Genomic DNA, 23198 nt, shown 5'->3' on the forward strand with positions numbered 1-23198 from the left:
TATTAAAAGTTAACATTTAAATGGAAATAAAATTGGCTCGAACTCGGGAAAGGAGTAACCTCAATTCCACTTGAAAGTCCAGCACCTCCATTTACAGAAACTTCGGGATCATAACTCGAGTAATCCGTAATGGTAAAAATATTTCTACCTGAAAAACCAAGTCTCACCCCTTGAACATTATCCCCAAAAAGGCTTTTTACAACTTTGTTTTCAAAATTGTAGTAGATCGCTGCCTCTCTAAGTCTTACGTAACCCGCTGGCTCCACAAAACGAGCAGCATTAGCAGGAGAGGTTCTTCTCGCTTGTCCTTCTGGAGTTTCTAAATCAGGAGTAGTTCTTCCTAAATCTGTTAAGAATTTTGACAAGTTTAAGTTTTCTCCCCCTTCTTTCCATTGCAATAAAAAGGAAATATCAAGTTGTTTAAATAGCGTTAATTGATTGTTAAAGGCCATTTGAAAATCTGGCTCCACATTACCAACCTGAGTCAACACTCCATCAATATTACCCACTAACTGTGTTACCGGTTGTCCTTCTTCTATGAAAAAAGTTCCCAAACCAGTTCCAAATCCTGCTCCAGGTTGTGCAAATGCTGGTACATCTAGTCGAGTAATTTCTGATACGTTTTTATAGAACTGAACTCCTGTGTTCCAAAACACATTATCGGTTCTAATAACGTCAGCTCTTAAGGCTAATTCCACACCTTGGTTTGTCAAATCAGCTAAGTTCGTAGTTTCTGTAGTAAATCCAGAAGAAGCTGGTAATTGACGTGTTAAAATCAAATCATCTACAGATCTGTTATAATAGGTAGCTTCAAAAGAAACTCTATTTTGTAAAAAGCTGATATCAAAACCGGTTTCAAATTCCTTAGAGGTTTCTGGCTTAATATCTGGATCTCCTCTTAGACCGGCTACTGATGCTCCACCATTACCGCCTATGTTGGTTGCTCCTAAACTGGTAAAAGTAGCACCAAAAGTTGCTGGGCTACCGGTTTCACCATAGGCCGCTCTTAATTTGAATTGATTAATCGCTTCTATATTCCAAAAATCAAAGTTGTTTAAATTAAGGGCCAAAGAAGCTTTAGGGAACCCATAAAATTCATTAGGATCTCCGTTTCTTGTAGATTTATCCAAACGATAACCTACAGTAGCGATTACCTGGTCTTTATAATTACCTTCGACCTGCCCAAAATATCCAAAGTCTTTTTCTTTTGCTAAGAATTGATTTATAGTTTGGTTTACTGACTGATCAACGTTCGTTTGTCCAGGTAACAAATCTGCACCCTGACTGTTTACGAAATTCCGCTCAATATCAATATAAGTAATACCCGCCTGGGTGGTAAAATTTAAATCACCACTAAGGGCAGTATGATCCCAAACTCCAATGGCTTGAGTATTGAATTGGGTAATATTGTTTTTACCAACAGCAATAAAACCTTCCTGTCCTCCTACTTGAGCTTGATGGGTTTCAGGTACATATACAAAAGTTTCATTGGCTACATAATCCAAACCTCCACTGACTAAGAAACGAACACTGTTTCGATCATCAGTAAATAGTTTAGTATTTAATTTAAATCCTTGAAGAAATCTATTCGTTGAATCTTCATTTCTAGCCTGATCTCTTACAAAAATAGGGTTACCAGGATAGTTAGGGTTATTAGGATAATTACCATTTTCGTCTGGAAATAAGTTATACCACGGACGTGTAAACGCTAGCGTATATCCATAACTTAAACCTCCTTCGTTTTCGTTACCGGTAAAACTTCTACTATTATTACTTCGAACAAAGTTGGAGTTAATAGAGAAATCAAATACATCAGAAATTTTGTGATCAATATTAGCTCTTATCGATAAACGATCAAATCCAGTATTTTTTATAATACCTTCTTCATCTCTGTAAGATCCCCCAACATAGAATTTGGTTTTATCATTACCCCCTGAGGTACTTAATCTGGTTTCTGTGATCAACGCAGTTTCTCCGTATATTGCATCTTCATAATCAATTAAACCGCCGCCATTAACCGCAGCTTCATATCTAGCTCGTTCGGCAGCGCCAAAAGCAGCTTCAACAGATTCAGCCGTCCACGGTCTCAATCCTAATGGATTCATGATAAATGCAATTCCTGTATCTTGACTAAAGTTAATTTTTGTTTTTCCACCTTTACCTCTCTTGGTAGTAATAATAACCACCCCGGCATTTGCACGCTGTCCATAAATCGCCGCAGCAGAAGCACCTTTAAGGATTTCAATATTTTCAATATCATTCGGATCTAAATCGGCCAATCTATTGGAAGAGTTTTCTTCATTACCTCTATTGGCTCCTGATGCAGCTCTTAATCCTGTTGGTATTTCATCATTGTTATAGTACACCCCATCTACAATAAATAAGGGTTGGTTATTACCATTGATCGAAGATACCCCTCTTAAACGCAGGGCGAATCCTCCTCCTGGCGCACCAGATGAAGATACAATATTTACCCCTGGAACTTTACCATACAGTGCTCCATCAACAGTGGGTTGACCGGTCGTCCCCACTAATTCCTCTGAAGATACCGTGGCTACAGCATTTGCTAAGTTTTCTCTCTTAATCGAACTTGCTAATCCCGTAACTACCACTTCTTCTAAGGCTTCCATAGATTCACTTACCGTGATCGTAATATCACCTGCTTTCTCAACAGTCACAGTCTTGCCTGCAAAGCCCAGTGCAGTCACTTTTAAATTTACGGGAAGACTACTAACAGTAATACTGAAGTTTCCATCCATATCCGAAGATGTACCATTTCTGGTGCCTTCTTCAATAACATTAACAAAAGGTGCCGGCTCTCCAGTACCTTCAATCACCACTTTACCGGTGATGGTTTCCTGTGCGAATAGAAGCACAGGCATAAAAATTAAAACTAGCAAGAACCTAACCCTGCTAATGTGAGTTCGTTTTTTCATAATGATTTGTTTAAAGGTTGGTTAAAACTATTAAAAGAAATTCAAAAAATAATGTTAAACTAACATTTGTTTGTAATGATTACGGTAAAACCGTAAATTTTTCCTATTTAAATTACTATTTCATTACATATTTAACAATTCTATGATTTTTGAGTATTAAATAACAAATGTGATTTCATTTTGAGCAGAATCAAATCATATTTACGGTAAAACTTCTTACTTTTGCAGCCTTAAAACGTTACAACTTATGTACAGAAGTCACTCTTGTGGAGAATTGCGAAGCTCAGCGATCAATACCGAAGTTACCTTAGCCGGATGGGTACAAAAAACCAGAGATAAGGGATTTATGCTCTGGGTGGATCTAAGAGACCGTTATGGGGTAACCCAATTGATATTTGATGAAGAAAGGACCTCTAAAGATTTAGTTGAAAAAGCAAGAACCTTAGGAAGAGAGTTTGTGATTCAAGTAAAGGGAACTGTAATAGAGCGCGAATCTAAAAACCCAAATATCCCAACTGGAGAAATTGAAATATTAGTCACCGAACTCACTGTTCTAAATACAGCACTTGTACCTCCTTTTACCATTGAAAATGAAACCGATGGTGGTGAGGACTTACGTATGAAATACCGTTATCTGGATATTCGACGCAATCCAGTAAAGCAAAATCTTATTTTTAGACATCAAGTTACTATAGCAGTTCGTAATTACCTTTCGGATCAAGGTTTTATTGAAATAGAAACACCTTATTTAATTAAATCTACGCCTGAAGGTGCTAGAGACTTCTTGGTGCCCTCTCGCATGAATGAAGGGCAGTTCTATGCGCTTCCGCAATCCCCACAAACCTTCAAACAATTGTTGATGGTTGGGGGCATGGATAAGTATTTTCAGATTGTGAAATGTTTTAGAGATGAAGATCTAAGAGCAGATCGACAACCGGAATTTACGCAAATTGATTGCGAAATGGCTTTTGTAGAGCAAGAAGATATTCTTGATGCTTTTGAAGGACTAACCAAGCACTTACTACATAAAATCAAGGGAGTAACGGTTGATAAGTTTCCGAGATTGACCTATGACGAAGCGATGAAAAGGTTTGGTAATGACAAGCCAGACATTCGATTCGGGATGGAGTTTGGCGAACTAAATACGGTAACCCAACACAAGGATTTCAAAGTTTTTAATGAGGCTGAATTGGTAGTGGGTATCGCCGTACCTGGTGGAGCATCCTACACTCGTAAGGAAATTGATAAATTAATTGACTGGGTAAAGCGTCCGCAAATCGGAGCATTAGGTATGGTCTATGTGAAATGCAATGAAGATGGTAGTTTTAAATCTTCTGTAGACAAATTTTATGATCAGGAAGATTTAGCACAATGGGCGGAACTGACTGGTGCTAAAGCAGGTGATCTCATCTGTGTTTTATCCGGAAAAGCCAACAAAGTAAGAGCACAATTGAGTGCATTACGTATGGAATTGGCAGAACGATTAGGATTACGAAAAAAAGATGAATTTGCACCGCTATGGGTGGTAGATTTTCCGTTACTAGAATGGGATGAAGAAACAGAGCGCTATCACGCTATGCACCACCCCTTTACTTCTCCTAAACCTGAAGACATTAAATTATTAGACACAGATCCAGGTAAAGTACGTGCTAACGCTTATGACTTGGTACTTAATGGTAACGAAATCGGAGGTGGTTCAATAAGAATACACGATAAAGCAACACAGTCTTTAATGTTTGATCATTTAGGATTTACCAAAGAAGAGGCTAAAGCGCAATTTGGATTTTTAATGGATGCCTTTCAATATGGAGCACCCCCACACGGTGGAATTGCCTTTGGACTAGATCGACTGGTAGCAATTCTGGGAGGTCAAGAAACCATTCGCGATTTTATTGCATTTCCTAAAAACAACAGTGGACGAGATGTAATGATTGATGCCCCAGCCACTATTGATGAGGAGCAACTGAAAGAGCTGCATATAAAATTAAATTTATAATACGAATCCCGCTGCAGAGCGGGATTTTTTAGTATTTTTAAAAGACTTCAACCTATACGCGCTATGTCGGGAACCTCAAGAAAAACTTGGCTTTATAAAGTTCTTAAATGGAGATACCGCAATATTTCTGAAAAAAACTTTATCCTCATCTTAAGTATTCTTATTGGTTTTATTGCCGGGTTGGTTTCTTTGGTATTAAAAAACATAACCCATCTTATTCAGCGATTGGTACAGGGAGATATCATTAGCTGGCAAAACACCTTGTATTTCATTACTCCTGTAGTCGGTCTTTTGATCGTTTATCTTTTTAATAAATACATTGTTAAAAAAGAAATCAAGTCAGCTATCCCCTTAATTTTGTATGCGCTCTCCAAAAAAGGAGCAGTTATTAAATCCATTCACGGTTATTTACCGCTTATTTTAGCCCCGATTACTGTAGGTTTCGGAGGATCTGTGGGGTTACTAGGACCCGCGATAAGTTCAGGTTCGGCATTTAGCTCTTCTATAAGTACGCTTTTTCACGTCAGCCGTAAAACCAGAGTGCTTCTTATCGGATGCGCTTCAGCCGGCGCCATCTCTGCGGTGTTTAAGTCCCCCTTAGCAGGTTTAGTTTTTGCCGTTGAAGTTTTTAGCTTGGATCTTACCTTTGCGTCACTGCTTCCACTGCTTTTTGCTTCGGTTTCCTCAATTGTCACCTCCTATTTTTTTATCGGAGACGAGGTGCTTTTCAGGTTTGAAGTGTTGGAGAAGTTTAGTATTCAAGATATTCCCTTTTTTATCATTTTGGGTATAGGAACTGCTTTTGCTTCCATCTATTTTACCAAAATGTACTTTTGGATTCTTAAACTTTTTGAGCGATTTGAAAAAAAAATATATCGTTTATTAGTGGCTGGTATGACCATAGGAGTTATGCTCTACTTTATTCCTCCTCTGTATGGTGAAGGTTTAGGCTTTATCAATGATTTATTGCACGGCGATTATATGAAGGCCATAGGAAAGACCCCATTTCAAAACATTGAGTCTAACATCTGGATAATAATTGGTTTGCTTGCAGGTATAACCATATTTAAGGCAATTGCCATGACGGCAACTTTTGCTGCTGGTGGTTATGGAGGAATTTTTATCCCCACTATGGTAATGGGAAGTGCGCTAGGTAATGTAGTATCAAAAATCATAAATAATATCGGACTGGGCTTTCAGGTGTCTGAATCCAATTTTACCTTACTGGGAATGGCTGGGCTAATATCTGGTGTGCTACATGCCCCACTTACTTCTATCTTTTTAATAGCTGAGATCACTACGAGTTATGAACTTTTTGTTCCGTTAATGATCACCACAGCAATTTCATTTATTATCTCCAAAAATAAAGTCGATTACACCATTTACACCCGAGAGTTGGCAGAGCAAGGTAATTTATTGACCCATGATAAAGATCAAACCGTTCTTACTTTGCTTAATCTTAAAGATTGTATAGAAACGAATTTTATTACCGTAAATCCAGACTATACCCTGAAACAATTATTGAGTGAGGCGGTTGCCAAATCCAACCGAAATCTTTTTCCGGTAGTGAATAAAAGAGGTATGCTAATTGGGATAGTATCTTTAGATGATATTAGAGATATTATGTTTGACATTACGAAATATCATACCGTTATGGTAGAAGACTTGATGAGTCCTGTCGCATATAAGATCATTGAAGAAGAAGATGATGCGAAATCTGCTATGAAGAAGTTTCAAGATAGCAGCGCCTGGAATCTCCCGGTAGTACGGAGAAATAAATACATTGGATTCATCTCAAAGTCAAAACTTTTAACTTCATATCGAAGACAACTCATTAAATTTGCATAACAAAGAATAGTTGACATGAAATATGTAATTCGCATCCTTTTTATTGGTATCCTTATTATGATTGCCACGGGCTATTATTACAAAAACACCAATGATCATCTCACCGGTGATCGCTGGGTAGGCATCGGAATATTAGTGGCTGCCTTTGTGCTAATGCCTTTATTTATAATTCATCGCTGGAAAGGTAAAAGAGTTGAAGATTACATGCTGACCAAAGATAATTTGAAAAAAATGATGGATTATGATAAAGAAGAAAAAGAAAAAAAAGAATAGGATTTTTTTTAAGTTTTGGCATTTAAACTATTAAACCTGAAGAATAAAACTTACCTTTAGTATTCAATTATTTTTTATTTATATTTTTTAAGTACCATGGAAGGAACAGTAAAATTCTTTAATGAATCAAAAGGTTACGGATTTATTACCAACGACGAAACAGGGAAGGACATTTTTGTCCACGCCTCTGGTCTTAACGGAGAAGCCTTAAATGAAGGTGACAAAGTAGAATACCAAGAAGAAGAAGGAAGAAAGGGAATAATCGCAGCTCAGGTGCGTGTAATTCACTACTAATGATATATGTTATTCTAGAAAAGAGCTGTCCATAGACAGCTCTTTTTAGTTGGTCTCCATTCTATTTTTATATTGCAAACTTTGATTGATCAAGTAGTCCAATACTGCTAATTCATCCTGAGTAGTAATAGCTACAGCAGTCTCTGGACGCTCTTTTAGGTAGGAAATGAAATTATGATATTCTTTCTCGGGCAATAATCCTATGTTATTAAATACTTGTATTGTAAGGATTTCTGCTACATTTTTTTTAATAGTAACAGTATTCTTTTTTTTCTTGAACAATTTCCCTGTTAACCTAAAAAGCATGGAAAAGTCTATACTCATTGTAGCACCACCAATATGATCCCGTAATGCATTATTTTTAATCGTAGAGATCCTATCTTTCTCGTCCATATGTAGCGGCAATCCCATCACATCTTTTGCTTTATAAATTGGTAATTTATCTTCAAAGGTGGGAATCTGTTCTAGATCTGCGGTTAGTGATCCGGATAATGCATGTTGCCGTAAATTCACGGTTTCCAATTCGTTTATTACATCTTCAAGATAAAAAACTAGTTCTTTACAGGTAGATATATCTATAGTGCTTACTGCATATTCTTTAACCTTAAATTGTATGGACGACACAACCAAAGTATCATTCTCATTTACCTTGATCATAAACTGACCCTTTGCATCTGTTACGACACCTTTACCGGTGGTTGCGTTTAAAACGTGAATACCCTCTAAACATTCAGTTTGAAACATCACTTTACCTTTGAGTAGTTGATTACTTTGTGAATAACCAAAAAGCGGTAGAATCAATAGTATAAGATAAGACCTTAGTCGCATTAAAATCTTTAGATTTACTTCCAAAGACGTTACCCAATTCTAAAAGTTGCTAATTTTTAAGGTAACAGCTTAATTAAGATTTCTCTTTTCTATAAAAAAGCGTTTTAAAATCTCGGAACACTCTTCCGCCAAGATCCCACCAACCATTTTTGTTTTTGGATGAAGTTTGGTGCCCAGAGTAATACAACCACGTTGTTCATCTCTAGCCCCGTATACTATTTTACCAATTTGACTCCAGAACAGTGCACCACCACACATTTGACAAGGTTCTAACGTGACATAGAGTGTACATTCATTAAGATATTTACCACCTAAAAAATTTGCTGCAGCTGTTATGGCTTGCATTTCTGCGTGCGCCGTTACATCATTCAGCATTTCAGTTAGGTTATGTGTCCGGGCTATAACTTTATTTTGAACAGTAATAATTGCACCTACCGGGACTTCTCCCTTATCATAGGCAGACTGTGCTTCTTGCAAAGCCTTTTTCATAAAATAAATATCATCAAAAGGTTGAATCATTTTTTTAAGTAAAGCTAAAAAATATTTTAATTACCAGACAACATCTTTAACCTTCTACGCTAACAAAATAGTACATTTGTGAGATGCAGGGCAAGTTACTAAAAAACATAAATGATCCATCTGATCTTAGAAAGCTATCCGTTGAGCAACTCAAGGATTTAGCACAGGAGTTAAGGGATTTTATAATTACCATTGTGGCAACCAAAGAAGGCCATCTGGGTGCAAGCTTAGGAGTTATTGAACTTACTATAGCCTTGCATTATGTTTTTAATACCCCAGATGATTTATTGGTTTGGGATGTAGGCCACCAGGCATACCCGCATAAAATCTTAACGGGAAGAAAGGACAATTTTCACACCAACCGGCAATTAGATGGCATTAGCGGATTTCCTAAAAGAAGCGAAAGTGTTTATGATACTTTTGGAGTAGGCCACTCCTCTACATCAATTTCTGCTATGTTAGGAATGGCAATTGCTTCACAATTAAATGGTGAGGAATACAAACAACACATTGCTGTGATTGGGGATGCATCGATTGCCAGCGGAATGGCTTTTGAGGGGTTAAATCACGCAGGGGTAACAGATACCAATATGCTTATTGTATTAAATGACAATGCTATCGGTATTGATCCCAGCGTAGGTGCACTTAAAAATTACCTCACTAAGGCTAAAATTGGCCAAAAACCCAAAAGTGATAATATTATTGAAGCACTCAACTTTAAATACTATGGCCCCATAGATGGCCACGATCTGCCGACCTTGTTAAAAACATTAAACCAATTAAAGTCTGTATCAGGACCTAAACTATTACATATCATAACCACTAAGGGGAAAGGGCTGAAACAAGCAGAAGAGAATCAGGTAACCTACCATGCACCTGGTAAATTTGATGCCACAACCGGAGATTTAGTTCAGCAATCGGCAACTGAATTGCCACCAAAATTTCAGGACGTATTTGGTTTAACCTTAGTAGAACTTGCGCAAAGTAACCCCAAAATTGTTGGGATAACTCCAGCTATGCCTACCGGAAGTTCTCTTAAGTATATGATGGAAGCCTTTCCTGATCGTGCCATCGATGTTGGAATTGCGGAACAACATGCAGTTACTTTAGCAGCTGGTATGGCAACGCAAGGACTAATTCCGTTTTGTGCGATATATTCTACATTTTTACAACGTGCATATGATCAAGTTATTCATGATGTTGCCCTACAAAACTTACCAGTGATTTTTTGTATTGACAGAGCTGGATTGGTAGGACAGGATGGAGCTACGCATCACGGTGTATTTGATATAACCTACTTAATTTGTATCCCTAACTTAATGATTTGTGCGCCTAAAGATGAAATTGAATTAAGAAACCTATTATATACCGCTTCCTTAGGCTTAGATCAACCTATTGCTATTCGATATCCAAGAGGAAGAGGCCATATCTTAGAATGGAAAAAGCCTTTTAATACAATACCCTTAGGTAAAGGACAGTTACTTCGTAAAGGACAGTCCATTGCTGTTTTGTCTACAGGAACAATAGCGCATAATGTCAATGAAGCTATAAACGCCATTGCTAAACCCATAAGTCATTACCACTTTGGATTCATAAAACCATTAGATGAACAGTTACTTGCTACTATTTTGAACGAGTACCACACTATTATTACCGTTGAGGATGGTGCAATAAAAGGCGGTTTTGGGTCCTCTATTATTGCATACGCCAACCAAAAACAAAAAGCAGCCGAAATAATCACTCTAGGCATACCAGATCAGTTTATGCATCATGGTAGTATAAAAGAACTTCAAGAACTTGCCGGTATCTCTACCAATCAGATCATCAACATCTTGAGTAAAATAAAATAGGGAGCACTTTATGTGCTCCCTATCCTATATTTAAAAAAGAATAATCTGTATCTACTTCACAAGTATTTTACTTGTAGTGATTGCAGAACCATCCTTTGCTTCTATACGCAATAAATATAATCCTGATCTTAAGTTTGTGTGTACCTGATAAGAAGATTCTAGACTAACTTCTTTATCATATACTACTCTACCGTTCATATCGAAAATTGCAATTTTACTATCTCCAATATTTTCTGATACTCTTATATTAAATATTCCGTTTGATGGATTTGGATCAATACTAAATACTCCAGCATTAAAATCATCAACACCTAAGGTTGCACAATCCAATTCGCTTGCCGGTGGTAGGTCAAATGCTTCTGTTTGGTCACTTCTATTATTAGTTGAGCCCTCATCAGCGCTATATCCAACACCTCGTCTAGCGAAAACATCCCAAATAACACATTTATTAGCATCACTGTTAGCCGTTAATTCTGCAGCAGCTAAGATTCCATCTCTACCACTTACAAAACCTGGTGCACAAGATTGTAATTTCAACCCATCAATTACTAATTGCATCGCTAAATTGTTACCTCCTGTGCCATTATAGATATCAGGATCAAAACCATCTCTTTCTATAAAAGCCCATGTCATATCCCATAAAATAGCAGCCCAAATCGACCCAATACCGTGTGGTTGAGAAAAATTAGCAGCATCCGCAACATCCGCATAAGTAACAGGGTTAATATTCATATCGGTACTGTAAGGAAAAGGTCTAATTCCACCTCCTGTAGTTGGTTGACCAACAGCAAAAGTTCCAATTCCTCTAGCATCAGCGCCTGTATCGCCTGGTTCAATGGTCATCATTAAAGCAAACCAATCTGACCATCCCTCACCCATTTGTTCAGAATTTTGTAGGCATCCAGAAGCTGCAGGTCCTCCTGCTAAACGATTTGAAATACCGTGACCATATTCGTGAATCACAATTCCATTATCAAAAGAACCATCTTCAGCAAAGATATTCAACCCTGCATCAGAAAGGGTTACATTCACTGTATTCACTGCCATTTCAGCAATAATTGCTTCTCCATCCGCTTGATTTATACTTACCGCAGGAATCGAAATAAGTTCATTTGAACCTCCCATAGTAATATCTCCTTCGACATTGTTAACCACCAATACGGCTACTGCACCAGCTTGTTGGCATCTTGCAACTTTATCCGTAAAATTACATTCTCCTCTTCTTACAACTGCGATTTTACCATTGAGTTCTGTAGCATTTGTTAAAGCTGAGCAAATATCGTTAGGATCTGGCGTAGCATTATCATCCACTGCCAATACTAAGTCAGCAGTTATACCATCTGGGAGTGCAGGCGCAGAAACATTACCTGGACTAAAATTATTATCAACGGTAGCATATCCGCTAGCTAAATTAGCGTTGTTATTAATTTTAAAAACTTCTGCCTCGGGATCAGGCTGTGGATTCCAAAGAAACATCTGCATTCTTGGGTTAGCTCCATCCGGTGGCGTTCCAAAATTAGCATTATTAATTCCAGAGCCGTCTATGGCATCTGCAATCACTTCGTCGCCTTCATTTCCGCCTCTACCATAATTATTTACCTGGAAGTTACCGGATTCCTCATCAAAACCATATTGATACCAAACATCGTGAATCACGTTATTGGCATAAAACAAGTTTGTAATAGACGCATCTTGATAGGAAGCAACCGTACCTGCCGGATCAAAAGCAAAATCAAAAACTAAACTAGCTCCACCGTCAGGAGAATAACCAGGCTGATTGTTTCCATCATAATCTTCAGAAGCCAATACATTATTACCACGTGTAGTCGTAAATTCAGCACCAGCTACACCATCAGTATCGTGCCATCCAAAAGGAGAAGCAGTTGCATCTTCTTGTCCTGTAATCATTTGTCGATCCCCGTGATTTGGACTTTCCACAAAAGGTATTGGAAATGCATTATATACTGGATTGTTGATCATATTAGCTGTTGTCGTAGTTTTTTGTAATATCGAAAAAGCTCGAGTACTCGCTTTTTTGGTATGTTCATGAGAGTCAAAAGCACAATGAACGATCCAATCATTTTGGCTCTGTAACGATCCATCCTTAGCTCCTATTCTTACACTGAACCAATTTTGACCGTTTTTTGTATGAATACTTAAATCCCAACATAACACCAATTTGTCTTCCTTAACCTCATATACCAACTGTACTGGTATTTCATCTAAGGAAATATTGCTTTTAGAAAGTAAAAAAACACTTTCGTCTGAAGCTTTTTTACCTATCATTTTCATATTTACTGGACGATCCAAGTTTAGGTTTTGAGCTGCAGATACGACTGCTTCTTCAGGAGACAATACCGGTGTTAAGATGTTTACTTTAGCGTCTACATCATTTACGTAAACTCCCTGAAAAGAAACTACTTCACCATTTCTTAATGCAAAACTCCCGATTGCGTTTCGAATTGGAATACCATTATGCTGTTGTACTACATAAAGGTTATCCACATTCATACTTTTAGAAAAGGAACGAGATTGAACTTTAAGGTCAGCTACATCGCTGGCATTATAACCTTGTTCTACTAAGTAGTCTTTGACCACTTCAATCTCAGAGGACTGAGAAAACAAATTTATAGCAAAACCAAATGCTATAAGGGTAACATAAAATTTTTTCATAGCTTAGAATGAAATTGAGTTTGTTAATTTTGTTTAAGCATTTGATACCAAAATATGACTATTGCTAACAATTCCTTAAACAATATGAGTTTTTACCTAACAAAAATACACATAAGTTAATAAAATCCAATTTTTGACTTGTATATTTCAAATCTGCAACCCTCTAATTTTCTGATATTTCAATAACGCATTTCCATCCGTTAAACTAGCTACATATTTACAAATACTAATAAGTCTTGTGTACACGTCAACATTTTGATAATCAAAAGCATCTTTTTCTGATCGTAGAATTAATTTATCATAGTTAGTGCTGTGGTGGTGAAAGTTTTCTGTAGCCGAGACAAAAGTATCCAAAAGCGTCCCTAAAATCTTATACCCTGCAATTTCTTTTTCGGTAACTTCCTTGCTTTGGTATATGTTTTTAATACTTAGCGCTATGATATCTTCTATCTGCGCTTTATATCGACTTTTATCTATGAGCGCCTGATCAAATTTCCCTAATAGTATGTCCTCTTCATAATCAATGAAAATACTAGCTGCTTCAGTTATTAATGTATTTATCGCCAAAGCTCTGAGATAACTCAGTCGATCCGCTGTGGTGGTAAGGCTATTATATTTTGTAGTCGTAATACTTTCTTTAACAAGGCTAATTAAATATTCCAATGCATACTCCTCATCAATTAATCCCAAATTTATACCATCTTCAAAATCAATGATGGTATAGCAAATATCATCAGCCGCTTCTACTAAAAAAGTCAATGGGTGCCGTGCGTAAGTGATTTCATTTTCAAAAGTAGATGGGATAAGCCCGACCTCTTTTGCAATATCTTCAAAATAGTGTTTTTCACTCTGAAAGTAACCAAACTTTTTATGGGCTATATGCTTAGTAGGTTTTTTAGGCAAGGATTCTTTTGGGTACTTCATAAAAGCAGCCAAGGTTGCATACGACAAGCGTAATCCACCATCCATACCAGGTTTAGGCGTGGTCATAATTTTAAACCCATTGGCATTACCCTCAAAATCAATAAGATCCTGATATTGTTTTGGCGTTAACTGCTCTTTAAATCGTTGTCCATTCCCTGTCTTAAAATACTCTCCTATGGCTTTTTCTCCACTATGACCAAAAGGTGGATTACCAATATCATGAGCTAATGCTGCAGCAGCAACTATAGCCCCAAAATCATTAAAGTGATAACCATGGATGGTACTCAGATGCGGGTGCCGCTCTATAATTCGCTTGCCCACCATACGGCCTAAAGAGCGACCTACTACGGATACCTCTAAGCTGTGTGTAAGACGGGTGTGTACAAAACTCGTCTTAGATAAGGGAATTACTTGTGTCTTATCCTGAAGGCTTCTAAAGTCCGAAGAAAAAATAATACGATCATAATCGACTTCAAAGCCTAATCGGGTATCATCTTGCTCTTTGCGTAATCGTTTGTTTGTATCTCCGTATCGTTTTAAGGATAGGAGTTGCTCCCAGTTCATCATTTGTTATAAATAAGAAGTCAAAAATATAAAAAGGGAAGCATTTCTGCTTCCCTTTTTGCCCTATATAAACCGGATCTTAAGACCCGCACATTAAACAATCGTCACCTTCGCCTTCCTTAGATTGCGCGATTAACGCTCTAAGTTCTTCTGGGGTGAGAGAGGTATTTTCTGCAGCTACCGGTTCTTGTTTTGGCTGAGGCTTGGAAGACTGTGCTTCCATAACCTGTGCAGCTGCTACAGCAACCTTTTCTGCTTCAGGCTGTTCTTTTTTATCATTTTTCAGCGTAAACTTAATCGCGTCTACAGCTGATTTGGTTCGTAGGTAATACATACCCGTTTTGAGGCCACTCTTCCAAGCATAGAAATGCATAGACGTTAGTTTAGCCATGGTAGCCCCTTCCATAAATAAGTTTAAGGACTGGGACTGATCAATGAAGTACCCTCTGTGTCTTGCCATATCGATAATATCCTTCATACTTAATTCCCAAACGGTTTTGTAAAGCTCTTTTAGCTCCTGTGGTATGATATCGATATTTTGTACCGATCCGTTAGCACGCATAATAGCATCTTTAAGATCATCGTTCCATAACCCAAGTTTAACTAAGTCCTCTAGCAAGTGTTTGTTCACTACAATGAACTCACCAGATAGCACACGTCTGGTATAAATATTACTTGTATAGGGTTCAAAGGCCTCATTATTTCCTAAAATTTGAGAAGTAGAAGCTGTAGGCATTGGAGCTACTAATAACGAATTACGTACTCCGTGTTTTGCTACCTGCTTACGCAGCTTCGCCCAATCCCATCTTCCGCTAAGCTCTTCATCTTTAATCCCCCAAAGATTATGTTGAAACTCTCCATTAGATATCGGAGACCCTTCATACGATTGGTATGGACCATCAGCTTTGGCTTCTTCCATAGAAGCTGTTACGGCCGCGTAGTATAAGGTTTCAAAAATATCCTGGTTTAGCTTCTTTGCTTCGTCACTGGTAAACGGCATGCGTAGCATTATAAACGTATCTGCTAACCCTTGCACTCCTAGTCCAACAGGGCGATGACGCATATTGGAGTTTTCTGCTTCTTTAACCGGATAATAGTTTCGATCGATAACACGATTTAAGTTCTTGGTTACCCTTTTGGTAATTTTGAAAAGCTCTTTATGATCGAACTCCCCATTTTTCACAAACATAGGTAGCGCAATGGAAGCCAAATTACAAACCGCAACTTCGTCAGGGCTTGTATACTCTAAAATCTCGGTACATAAATTTGAAGATCGAATCGTACCTAGATTCTTTTGATTTGATTTTCTGTTTGCTGCATCTTTATAAAGCATATAAGGAGTTCCAGTTTCTATCTGAGATTCCAGAATTTTCTCCCATAATTCTCTTGCTTTAATCTTTCTTCGTCCTCTCCCTTCAGCTTCATACTGAAGATATCGTTCTTCAAATGCTTCACTATGTAAATCACATAAATCCGGACATTCGTTAGGACACATTAATGTCCACTCTGCATCGTCCTGTACACGCTTCATAAATAAATCAGAGATCCACATCGCATAAAATAAATCTCTGGCTCTCATTTCCTCTTTACCGTGATTTTTCTTTAGCTCAAGAAAATCAAAGATATCCGCGTGCCAAGGCTCCATATAAATAGCAAAAGATCCCTTACGCTTTCCTCCTCCCTGATCTACGTACCTCGCTGTGTCATTAAATACTCTTAGCATAGGTACAATACCGTTAGAAGTACCATTGGTACCAGCAATATACGATCCTGTTGCGCGTATATTATGTATAGATAATCCTATACCACCAGCAGATTGCGAAATCTTAGCAGTTTGTTTTAGCGTATCATAAATACCATCAATACTATCATCCTTCATAGTCAACAAGAAACAAGATGACATCTGTGGCTTTGGAGTACCTGAATTAAATAAGGTAGGCGTAGCGTGTGTAAAATACTTTTTAGACATCAACTCATAGGTCTCTATAGCAGCGTCTAAATCATCAAGGTGTATACCTAGCGAAACACGCATCAACATATGCTGCGGACGCTCAGCTATTTTACCATTGATTTTTAAAAGATAAGAGCGTTCTAAGGTTTTAAAACCAAAATAGTCGTATCCAAAATCTCTATTGTATATAATTGTGGAATCCAATTTATCCTTGTGCTCCATCACCACATCATAGACCTCATCAGAGATCAGCGGTGCTTTTTTATTGGTTCTAGGATTAACGTATTCATACAGGTCTGTTATCACCTCAGAGAACGTCTTTTTCGTATTTTTATGTAAGTTAGAAACAGAGATACGCGCAGCCAATTTAGCATAATCTGGATGCGTAATGGTCATGGTAGCTGCAATTTCTGCAGCTAAATTATCAAGTTCGCTAGTGGTTACCCCGTCATATAACCCTTCAATTACTCGCATCGCTACTTTTACTGGATCTACTAATGGGTTTAACCCATAGCACAATTTTCTTACCCTTGCGGTAATCTTGTCGAACATAATGGGTTCCTTACGCCCATCTCTTTTAATTACATACATACGCTTTTTGTTTTTTCTTGCACTTCCAAAATGAATTGAAAGTATGATTCATGTTGTTAACTTATAATTCCCCAAAGTCTATTAGACCATTCCACTTTAATCTCTTTCTAAAAAAGAAAGGAAACCCTGCTTCTTTACAAAAACATTAAAGAAGTGTAATCAAAAAAGGGACTCTGTTTTATTTATTTGGTTCTAAGAACCGAATTGGTTGGAGCTAATACGCAAATCAAATAGAAGATCTAATTTCTACTAGCTCAGTGGTTTCTGCGGTTACAAAAAAAAGTCAAACCTTCTTTTAGAAATCCGCGTCGAAACTAATTTTATTATCATCGGTATCCTTATTAAGCACACCTGCTTTTTGATATTCTGAAACTCTTTTTTCAAAAAAGTTTGTTTTTCCTTGTAAGGAAATCATATCCATAAAATCAAATGGATTAGCGGTTCCATATTCCTTTTCGCAATCTAATTCTACCAATAATCTGTCTGTTACAAATTCTAGGTACTGCGTCATTAAATTGGCGTTCATACCAATGAGACTTACTGGTAGCGATTCCGTAATAAACTCTCTTTCTATAGTAAGCGCATCAATGATGATTTCTCTAATACGCTCTTTTGGTACTTTATTAACCAAGTGTTTGTTATGCAAATGCACAGCAAAATCACAGTGTACACCTTCATCTCTTGAAATCAATTCATTTGAGAAAGTCAGTCCAGGCATTAAGCCTCGTTTCTTTAACCAAAAAATGGAACAGAAAGCTCCAGAGAAGAAGATTCCCTCAACTGCTGCAAATGCAATTAAGCGCTCAGCAAAAGAATCAGATTCAATCCATTTTAGCGCCCAATCTGCTTTTTTCTTAATTGCAGGAAAGTTTTCAATAGCTTTAAAAAGTGTATCCTTTTCTTTTTCGTCTTTAACGTAAGTGTCTATCAATAAAGAATAGGTCTCAGAGTGGATATTCTCCATCATTATTTGAAACCCATAGAAAAATTTAGCCTCACTATACTGTACTTCATTTACAAAATTCTCAGCCAAGTTTTCATTTACAATTCCATCAGATGCCGCAAAAAATGCAAGAATATGTTTGATAAAGTAGCGCTCATCATCATTCAATTTGTTATTCCAATCTGTAATATCCTGGTGCAAATCAATTTCCTCAGCTGTCCAAAAACTAGCTTCCGACTTTTTATACCACTCCCAAATGTCGTGGTGTTTTATTGGAAAAATAACAAATCTATCTTTATTCTCTTGTAATATTGGCTCTACTAAACTCATTCTTCCTTTTTTTACTGATTTTTTCTTTTTTTAGCGTCTAACAAAGATCAAAAAATGCAGAGGAAATTCTGAGTAAACTTACCAAACGTTTTCAACAAAGTTTTCAACACGGCGAAAAAGTTCGTTGCTTAACGGAGAAACTAAAAATAAAACTAAATGTCTCATTTACAGATTTTTAAAAATAATTGAGAAAGCACTAGACTACAACCAAATAACTGTTAGAAACCCTGCTATAGCTTGAATCAACGTCATAAATCAAGTCTTATAACTGGTAAAAATTAAACCCTAAAATATTATGGTTAAACCGTATATATGTTTAGCGATAAAAACTCCTAAAAATCAAGAATTAGGACACTACCGATAGTATTTTTTTAGCGTATTCGTATATCAGATATCAAACCAATGCTATTGAATATTTTTAAAAAGCGTAACTTTATACAGCAAAAAAATTAAACGTAAGGTAAATAGGTTACTGGCAATTCCTAAAAACTTTGCATAGTATTATAGGTGTATATGAAAGAAGAGCTTTTTATTTTAAAAAGAGGTAACCATTTGGCACTTTCTAAGCTATATGAAGATTACAGGAGTTACTTTATGCAATTTGCCAAAAAATTCAATCTAGATCCAGATACCTTAGCAGACATCTATCAAGATTCCTTCATCGCCTTACGAGAACACGCGCTAAAAGGAAATCTAGACCATCTTAAAAGCGCTATAAAAACCTATCTTACCAGCATTGGGAAATACATGATTTATGAACGATTAAAAACTTCTAAGTCTAAAATTGCTTATGAGAACATAGCTCCTAAACAGGACGAATCTGTCGAATATAAACTCCTGGAGGAGGATGAACTTAGTAGTGAGCAAGTTGCGCTTCGGGTCCATTTTAAAAAATTAGGAAAAAGATGCCAGGAAATGTTAACCTTGTTCTACTACAGAGGACTAACGATTGAAGAGATCACAGACAGCCTTGGCTACGAAAACAAAAACGTTGTCAAAAGCCAAAAATCAAGATGTCTCAAATCTTTGAAAGATTTAATTAAAAACCCTCTTTAATTATGGATAAAGAACAGTTACTTGACAAATATGTCAGAGGCACAATTACCGAAGAGGAGCAAATTTTATTGGATGAATTAATCCAAATTAATGCCAACCTTAAAGAAGAAATTGAATTTCGTACTGCGGTCCGTGATGTTGCAGGTCTAGAAGATCGGACTCAGCTCAAATCGGTATTGCAAGCTACAGAACAAAAACTTATTGGTCATCAAACCAAAGTAATTCCTATTTACAAAAAACGATCATTTTGGGCTGCAGCTGCATCATTATTAATTCTATTTGGAGTTAGTCTCTATATGCTACTTAATCCTTTTGCTGTTGATCCAGAAGCGTTATACGCAGCAAATTTTGAACCTTATAAAAATGTTGTCTACCCAATGGTACGCAGTGAGCAACAGTTGAGTGATGAAAAAAAGGCTTTTTCAGCGTATGAAAACGAAAATTACACAGATGCCTTACAACAGTTTGAAACCCTTTATCAAAACACCTCAGCACCTTATCTCTTATTATATCAGGCAAATTGCCATATGGCTTTAAGTGATACTAAAAAAGCTATTCCACTACTTGAAAAATTTATTACTTTGGATAGCCCACTTCTTATCAGAGGTAAATGGTATCTAGCACTTGCCTACCTAAAGGAAAATAACAAAGCGAAGTCCTCAGTCTTATTGACCGAAATCGTTGCAGATGGAAGTTATAAAAAAACTACGGCAACTAAGTTATTGGAAGCCATAGATTAAGCCTTTTTTCGCCTAATTATCATAAAACCAATCACTATCATGGCTACTAGAACAAAAACACCAAGCCACCAATAATAGGGCTGTTTTATTGGCGCCATATCCCCCGAAATGACAAATCCAGCCCAATAATAAGGATGCTTTAAGAGTTGATCGTCTGTATTTTTCAAATAGGTCAACTTAGCATTACGCAGGGCTTCATCTTTAGCCTGACCTTGACTCAAGTTATCATAAAAATATTCCATTAGCTGAGTAGTAGACTCATCGTTTACTTTCCACAAGCTGGTCACCAATGCTTGTACTCCGGCATAATCGAAACCTCTTGCAAGACTTAACATGCCTTCTCCTTTTTGAAATTTACCAATACCCGTTTCGCAAGCGCTTAGAGTTACCAATGAAGCATTTAATTCTTTTGCATAAAGGTCTTTAACATATAAAAAATTGATACTGTCCGGATGTTTATCAGAAGATAACGCTAAGTAACTATAATCAGGATATTCATCATTGGCAGAGGCGTGCGTAGCAAAATGTAATAAACCATATGCTGATGCGTGTTGGTTGAAATTAGTAAGAGAAGCTTTTCTTCCTACTAAAGGCTTCGTATCGAAATGAGCACTAATTTTTTCTACTTCGATTCCGTTATACTTTAAAGGTGCAAACTGAGATCGGTCTCCAAATTGCTCTATTGTAGTTTGCACCGTAAAGTCTGGTGCAAAAGCCAATAGATCACCGGTTACAACATTATCATTTTTTTTACGTTCTGCTAACAGGGTAGCAGAATTAGCATATGACACCTGATAATCTTCCAGCAAGTATCGTCCTCCATCAGCGGTGGCTGTTAAGGCGTCAAAGGGTAAATAACTCAGTATATCATCTGCAACTATAATTAAATTTGTAGCGTCTAAGCCTTTTAGCGCTGGCAAAACTAAAGCTTCATAAATGGCATAAGATTTAGGTGAGCCTGATTCTTTTTTGCTAAAATCAAAATGAGAAATCTCATTATAAAACTCATTTATTTCTCTTTTCAAGGCATTAGAAAAATTAAACCTGTAGAGTCTTTTTTTATTTTTTTGTACTACTACTAAAAAAATTGATTTGTCCGTTACAAAATAATTCAGCAAAGCAACGTCACCTTCTAAGTCTTTACTTAATTTTTCGAGAGATGTAACCTCACTTTTATACTTTAAATTGTAATACCGAGGATAGGTGCTTTCTATGCTTTTGATAAAATCGTAATACGCACTTCTGACCTGAAATAGTTCTTCCTTTAGACTTTGATTATCGGAAGCTATAAATATTCGCTTTTCAAGAAGGTTAATAGAGGTTCGGTATTGTCTTTCTTGATTTATCACCTTTTCAGGCACACCACCATAAGAATACGCATAAGAATTTCTTGTTGCTTCAAGTAATAATATTGCTTTACTTTTTTCTATAAAATAAAAGGCGTGTGATAGGTATACTTCGTCCTTTGAAAGTTTATAGAGCTCATAACTGATTTGTACCGCATTTTGCAACCCTGGATACATTTGTGAGATTAAAAACTCTTTATCAACTCTAGTTTCATATTCTGGTATTAAAGCATCTAATGTTTCTGTTAATAGCAAAGAGGTACGCAGCGCTGCAGTTAGATACTCCTTTTCATTGCTTATTTCATATTGTTTGACTAAAGCATTCGTCTTATCATTTAGCACTTTAATCAATATTAATTTTGAAGTAACCTCTTGTACTTTTGGATTATCCGTATACTCCAAACTAATAGTACTTTCTGTTAATTGAGCAAATGCCTTTTGGTATAAATTTAACGCCTGTAAAGGCTGATTTTTTAATACTTCCAAATTTCCCAGTTTACTGAAAATTTCAGCAACATCCGCGTGATTTTTAAAACCAAAATACTTTTGATATTGCCCTAATGCTTTTTTATAATAATGTTCGGCTTTATCATAGGCTTTTCGTTTTAACCAGATGTCTCCTGCCAGCATATTAATTTGTTTATCAAAAGGATCTTCATCGGTTACTATAGTTTTGCTTTCCTTTATATAAGACATCGCCTTTTCAAGGCTATCTTGTTGGATATAGTTTTCTATTACTATTTTATAAGTAGACTTGAGAGAGTTCTTGAACTTAGGATCTGACAATGCTAATTTCTGATAATGCGCTAAAGAATTTTTGGCAAGTTTATTAGCCTGGTTATAGTCTCCCTTTTCAACCAGAATTTTTGAAAGTTTATTATTAATCCCTTTTAATTGATTTTCCCAATTCTGATATTTATACTCGGTAAGCTCAATTTTGGTCTGAGTATAGTATTGTTCTGCAAGAGCCAATTTATTTTGTTTTTTTGCAATTTCTCCAAGAAATTCTAATGTACTCAGCCGTGTAGCCGCATCAAAATAAGTCAATGAATCTTTAGGGGTATTAGTTAATTCAAGTACTTCGTAAAAATATTCTTTAGATTGCGCAAGATTATTAGTTTTAAAATAATAGTTACCCTTGGTTGAAACCAAAAACTTGTAATATGCAGGACCATTGGTCAAGGTATCGAAACCTGGATCTTTGGTGATAAGTGAATCCATTCGATTCAAATCTCGATAAGCACTTTTTAAGTCATAAAAGTAATTATCCGATATGATCAGCTGATTTAAAATACCTAGCTGGCTGTTAAGATCATTTATACTACTTGCCAATTCATAAAACCGATTCGCATAATAGGTTGTGCTATCCAGATTGGTATAGAAAAATGGAGAAGCATGCTCTAAGATAGCCTCCATTTCTTCTTCTACATCTTCATTATTTTTACTTGCAAAAACCTCATTACTTTTATTCTCTTGACTGTAACTACTGTAAGCTAGTGCTATATAAACGAATAGAAAAAGAACATAATTTTGCAT

15 protein-coding genes are annotated in these 23198 nt (G+C 36.6%); 7 read left to right on the top strand and 8 right to left on the bottom strand.

Translation table 11 applies throughout. The annotated features are described in order from the left end of the window. Nucleotides 1-2 precede the first annotated feature (2 nt). On the bottom strand, nt 3-2936 hold the full coding sequence (locus tag EV197_RS00930; protein ID WP_130284858.1) for a SusC/RagA family TonB-linked outer membrane protein: 2934 nt from the start codon (nt 2934-2936) through the stop codon (nt 3-5). Between the two features lie 247 nt (nt 2937-3183). On the opposite strand from EV197_RS00930, the gene aspS reads away from it, so the two are divergent. The 4 genes from aspS to EV197_RS00950 all read left to right on the top strand — a co-directional run bounded on the left by aspS (nt 3184) and on the right by EV197_RS00950 (nt 7347). Next, complete coding sequence (gene aspS / locus EV197_RS00935) at nt 3184-4932, top strand: aspartate--tRNA ligase (RefSeq protein ID WP_130284859.1); 1749 nt, start codon at nt 3184-3186, stop codon at nt 4930-4932. 63 nt (nt 4933-4995) lie between these two features. Beyond that, a complete protein-coding gene (locus tag EV197_RS00940; protein ID WP_130284860.1) occupies nt 4996-6780 on the top strand; it encodes a chloride channel protein in 1785 nt (594 codons plus the stop codon). 15 nt (nt 6781-6795) lie between these two features. Beyond that, nucleotides 6796-7053: a hypothetical protein gene (locus EV197_RS00945; protein WP_130284861.1), complete on the top strand. Its 258-nt coding sequence runs from the start codon at nt 6796-6798 to the stop codon at nt 7051-7053. Between the two features lie 96 nt (nt 7054-7149). Then, complete coding sequence (locus tag EV197_RS00950) at nt 7150-7347, top strand: cold-shock protein (protein ID WP_130284862.1); 198 nt, start codon at nt 7150-7152, stop codon at nt 7345-7347. Nucleotides 7348-7392: 45 nt separating this feature from the next. On the opposite strand, the gene EV197_RS00955 is transcribed toward EV197_RS00950, so the two are convergent. Both EV197_RS00955 and EV197_RS00960 read right to left on the bottom strand, forming a co-directional pair. Next, nucleotides 7393-8175: a carboxypeptidase-like regulatory domain-containing protein gene (locus EV197_RS00955; RefSeq protein ID WP_130284863.1), complete on the bottom strand. Its 783-nt coding sequence runs from the start codon at nt 8173-8175 to the stop codon at nt 7393-7395. A gap of 69 nt (nt 8176-8244) precedes the next feature. Continuing rightward, the gene (locus tag EV197_RS00960) at nt 8245-8694 is read right to left on the bottom strand and encodes a nucleoside deaminase (protein ID WP_130284864.1); all 450 of its coding nucleotides are present in this window, start codon (nt 8692-8694) and stop codon (nt 8245-8247) included. A gap of 83 nt (nt 8695-8777) precedes the next feature. Between EV197_RS00960 and EV197_RS00965 the strand changes: the two genes are divergently transcribed. Continuing rightward, a complete protein-coding gene (locus EV197_RS00965) occupies nt 8778-10544 on the top strand; it encodes a 1-deoxy-D-xylulose-5-phosphate synthase (RefSeq protein ID WP_130284865.1) in 1767 nt (588 codons plus the stop codon). A gap of 51 nt (nt 10545-10595) precedes the next feature. Here the strand turns inward: EV197_RS00965 and EV197_RS00970 are convergent, their stop codons facing one another. The 4 genes from EV197_RS00970 to EV197_RS00985 all read right to left on the bottom strand — a co-directional run bounded on the left by EV197_RS00970 (nt 10596) and on the right by EV197_RS00985 (nt 18520). Then, on the bottom strand, nt 10596-13217 hold the full coding sequence (locus EV197_RS00970) for a T9SS-dependent M36 family metallopeptidase (RefSeq protein WP_130284866.1): 2622 nt from the start codon (nt 13215-13217) through the stop codon (nt 10596-10598). A 147-nt stretch (nt 13218-13364) separates the two neighbouring features. Further along, nucleotides 13365-14705 carry a deoxyguanosinetriphosphate triphosphohydrolase gene (locus EV197_RS00975; protein WP_130286167.1) on the bottom strand — a complete coding sequence of 447 codons (1341 nt, stop codon included), beginning with the start codon at nt 14703-14705 and terminating at the stop codon, nt 13365-13367. Nucleotides 14706-14784: 79 nt separating this feature from the next. Then, the gene (locus tag EV197_RS00980) at nt 14785-17247 is read right to left on the bottom strand and encodes a ribonucleoside-diphosphate reductase subunit alpha (protein WP_130284867.1); all 2463 of its coding nucleotides are present in this window, start codon (nt 17245-17247) and stop codon (nt 14785-14787) included. 295 nt (nt 17248-17542) lie between these two features. Then, nucleotides 17543-18520 (bottom strand): ribonucleotide-diphosphate reductase subunit beta, encoded by a 978-nt coding sequence (locus tag EV197_RS00985; RefSeq protein WP_130284868.1) that lies wholly within the window; start codon nt 18518-18520, stop codon nt 17543-17545. Nucleotides 18521-19033: 513 nt separating this feature from the next. Here EV197_RS00985 and EV197_RS00990 point away from each other — a divergent pair. After that, nucleotides 19034-19576 (top strand): RNA polymerase sigma factor, encoded by a 543-nt coding sequence (locus tag EV197_RS00990; RefSeq protein ID WP_130284869.1) that lies wholly within the window; start codon nt 19034-19036, stop codon nt 19574-19576. Between the two features lie 2 nt (nt 19577-19578). Then, a complete protein-coding gene (locus EV197_RS00995; protein ID WP_130284870.1) occupies nt 19579-20316 on the top strand; it encodes a tetratricopeptide repeat protein in 738 nt (245 codons plus the stop codon). On the opposite strand, the gene EV197_RS01000 is transcribed toward EV197_RS00995, so the two are convergent. Beyond that, complete coding sequence (locus tag EV197_RS01000; RefSeq protein WP_130284871.1) at nt 20313-23198, bottom strand: CHAT domain-containing protein; 2886 nt, start codon at nt 23196-23198, stop codon at nt 20313-20315. The genes EV197_RS00995 and EV197_RS01000 overlap by 4 nt on opposite strands.

The organism is Aquimarina brevivitae, assembly GCF_004216895.1.
Lineage (GTDB): Bacteria > Bacteroidota > Bacteroidia > Flavobacteriales > Flavobacteriaceae > Aquimarina > Aquimarina brevivitae.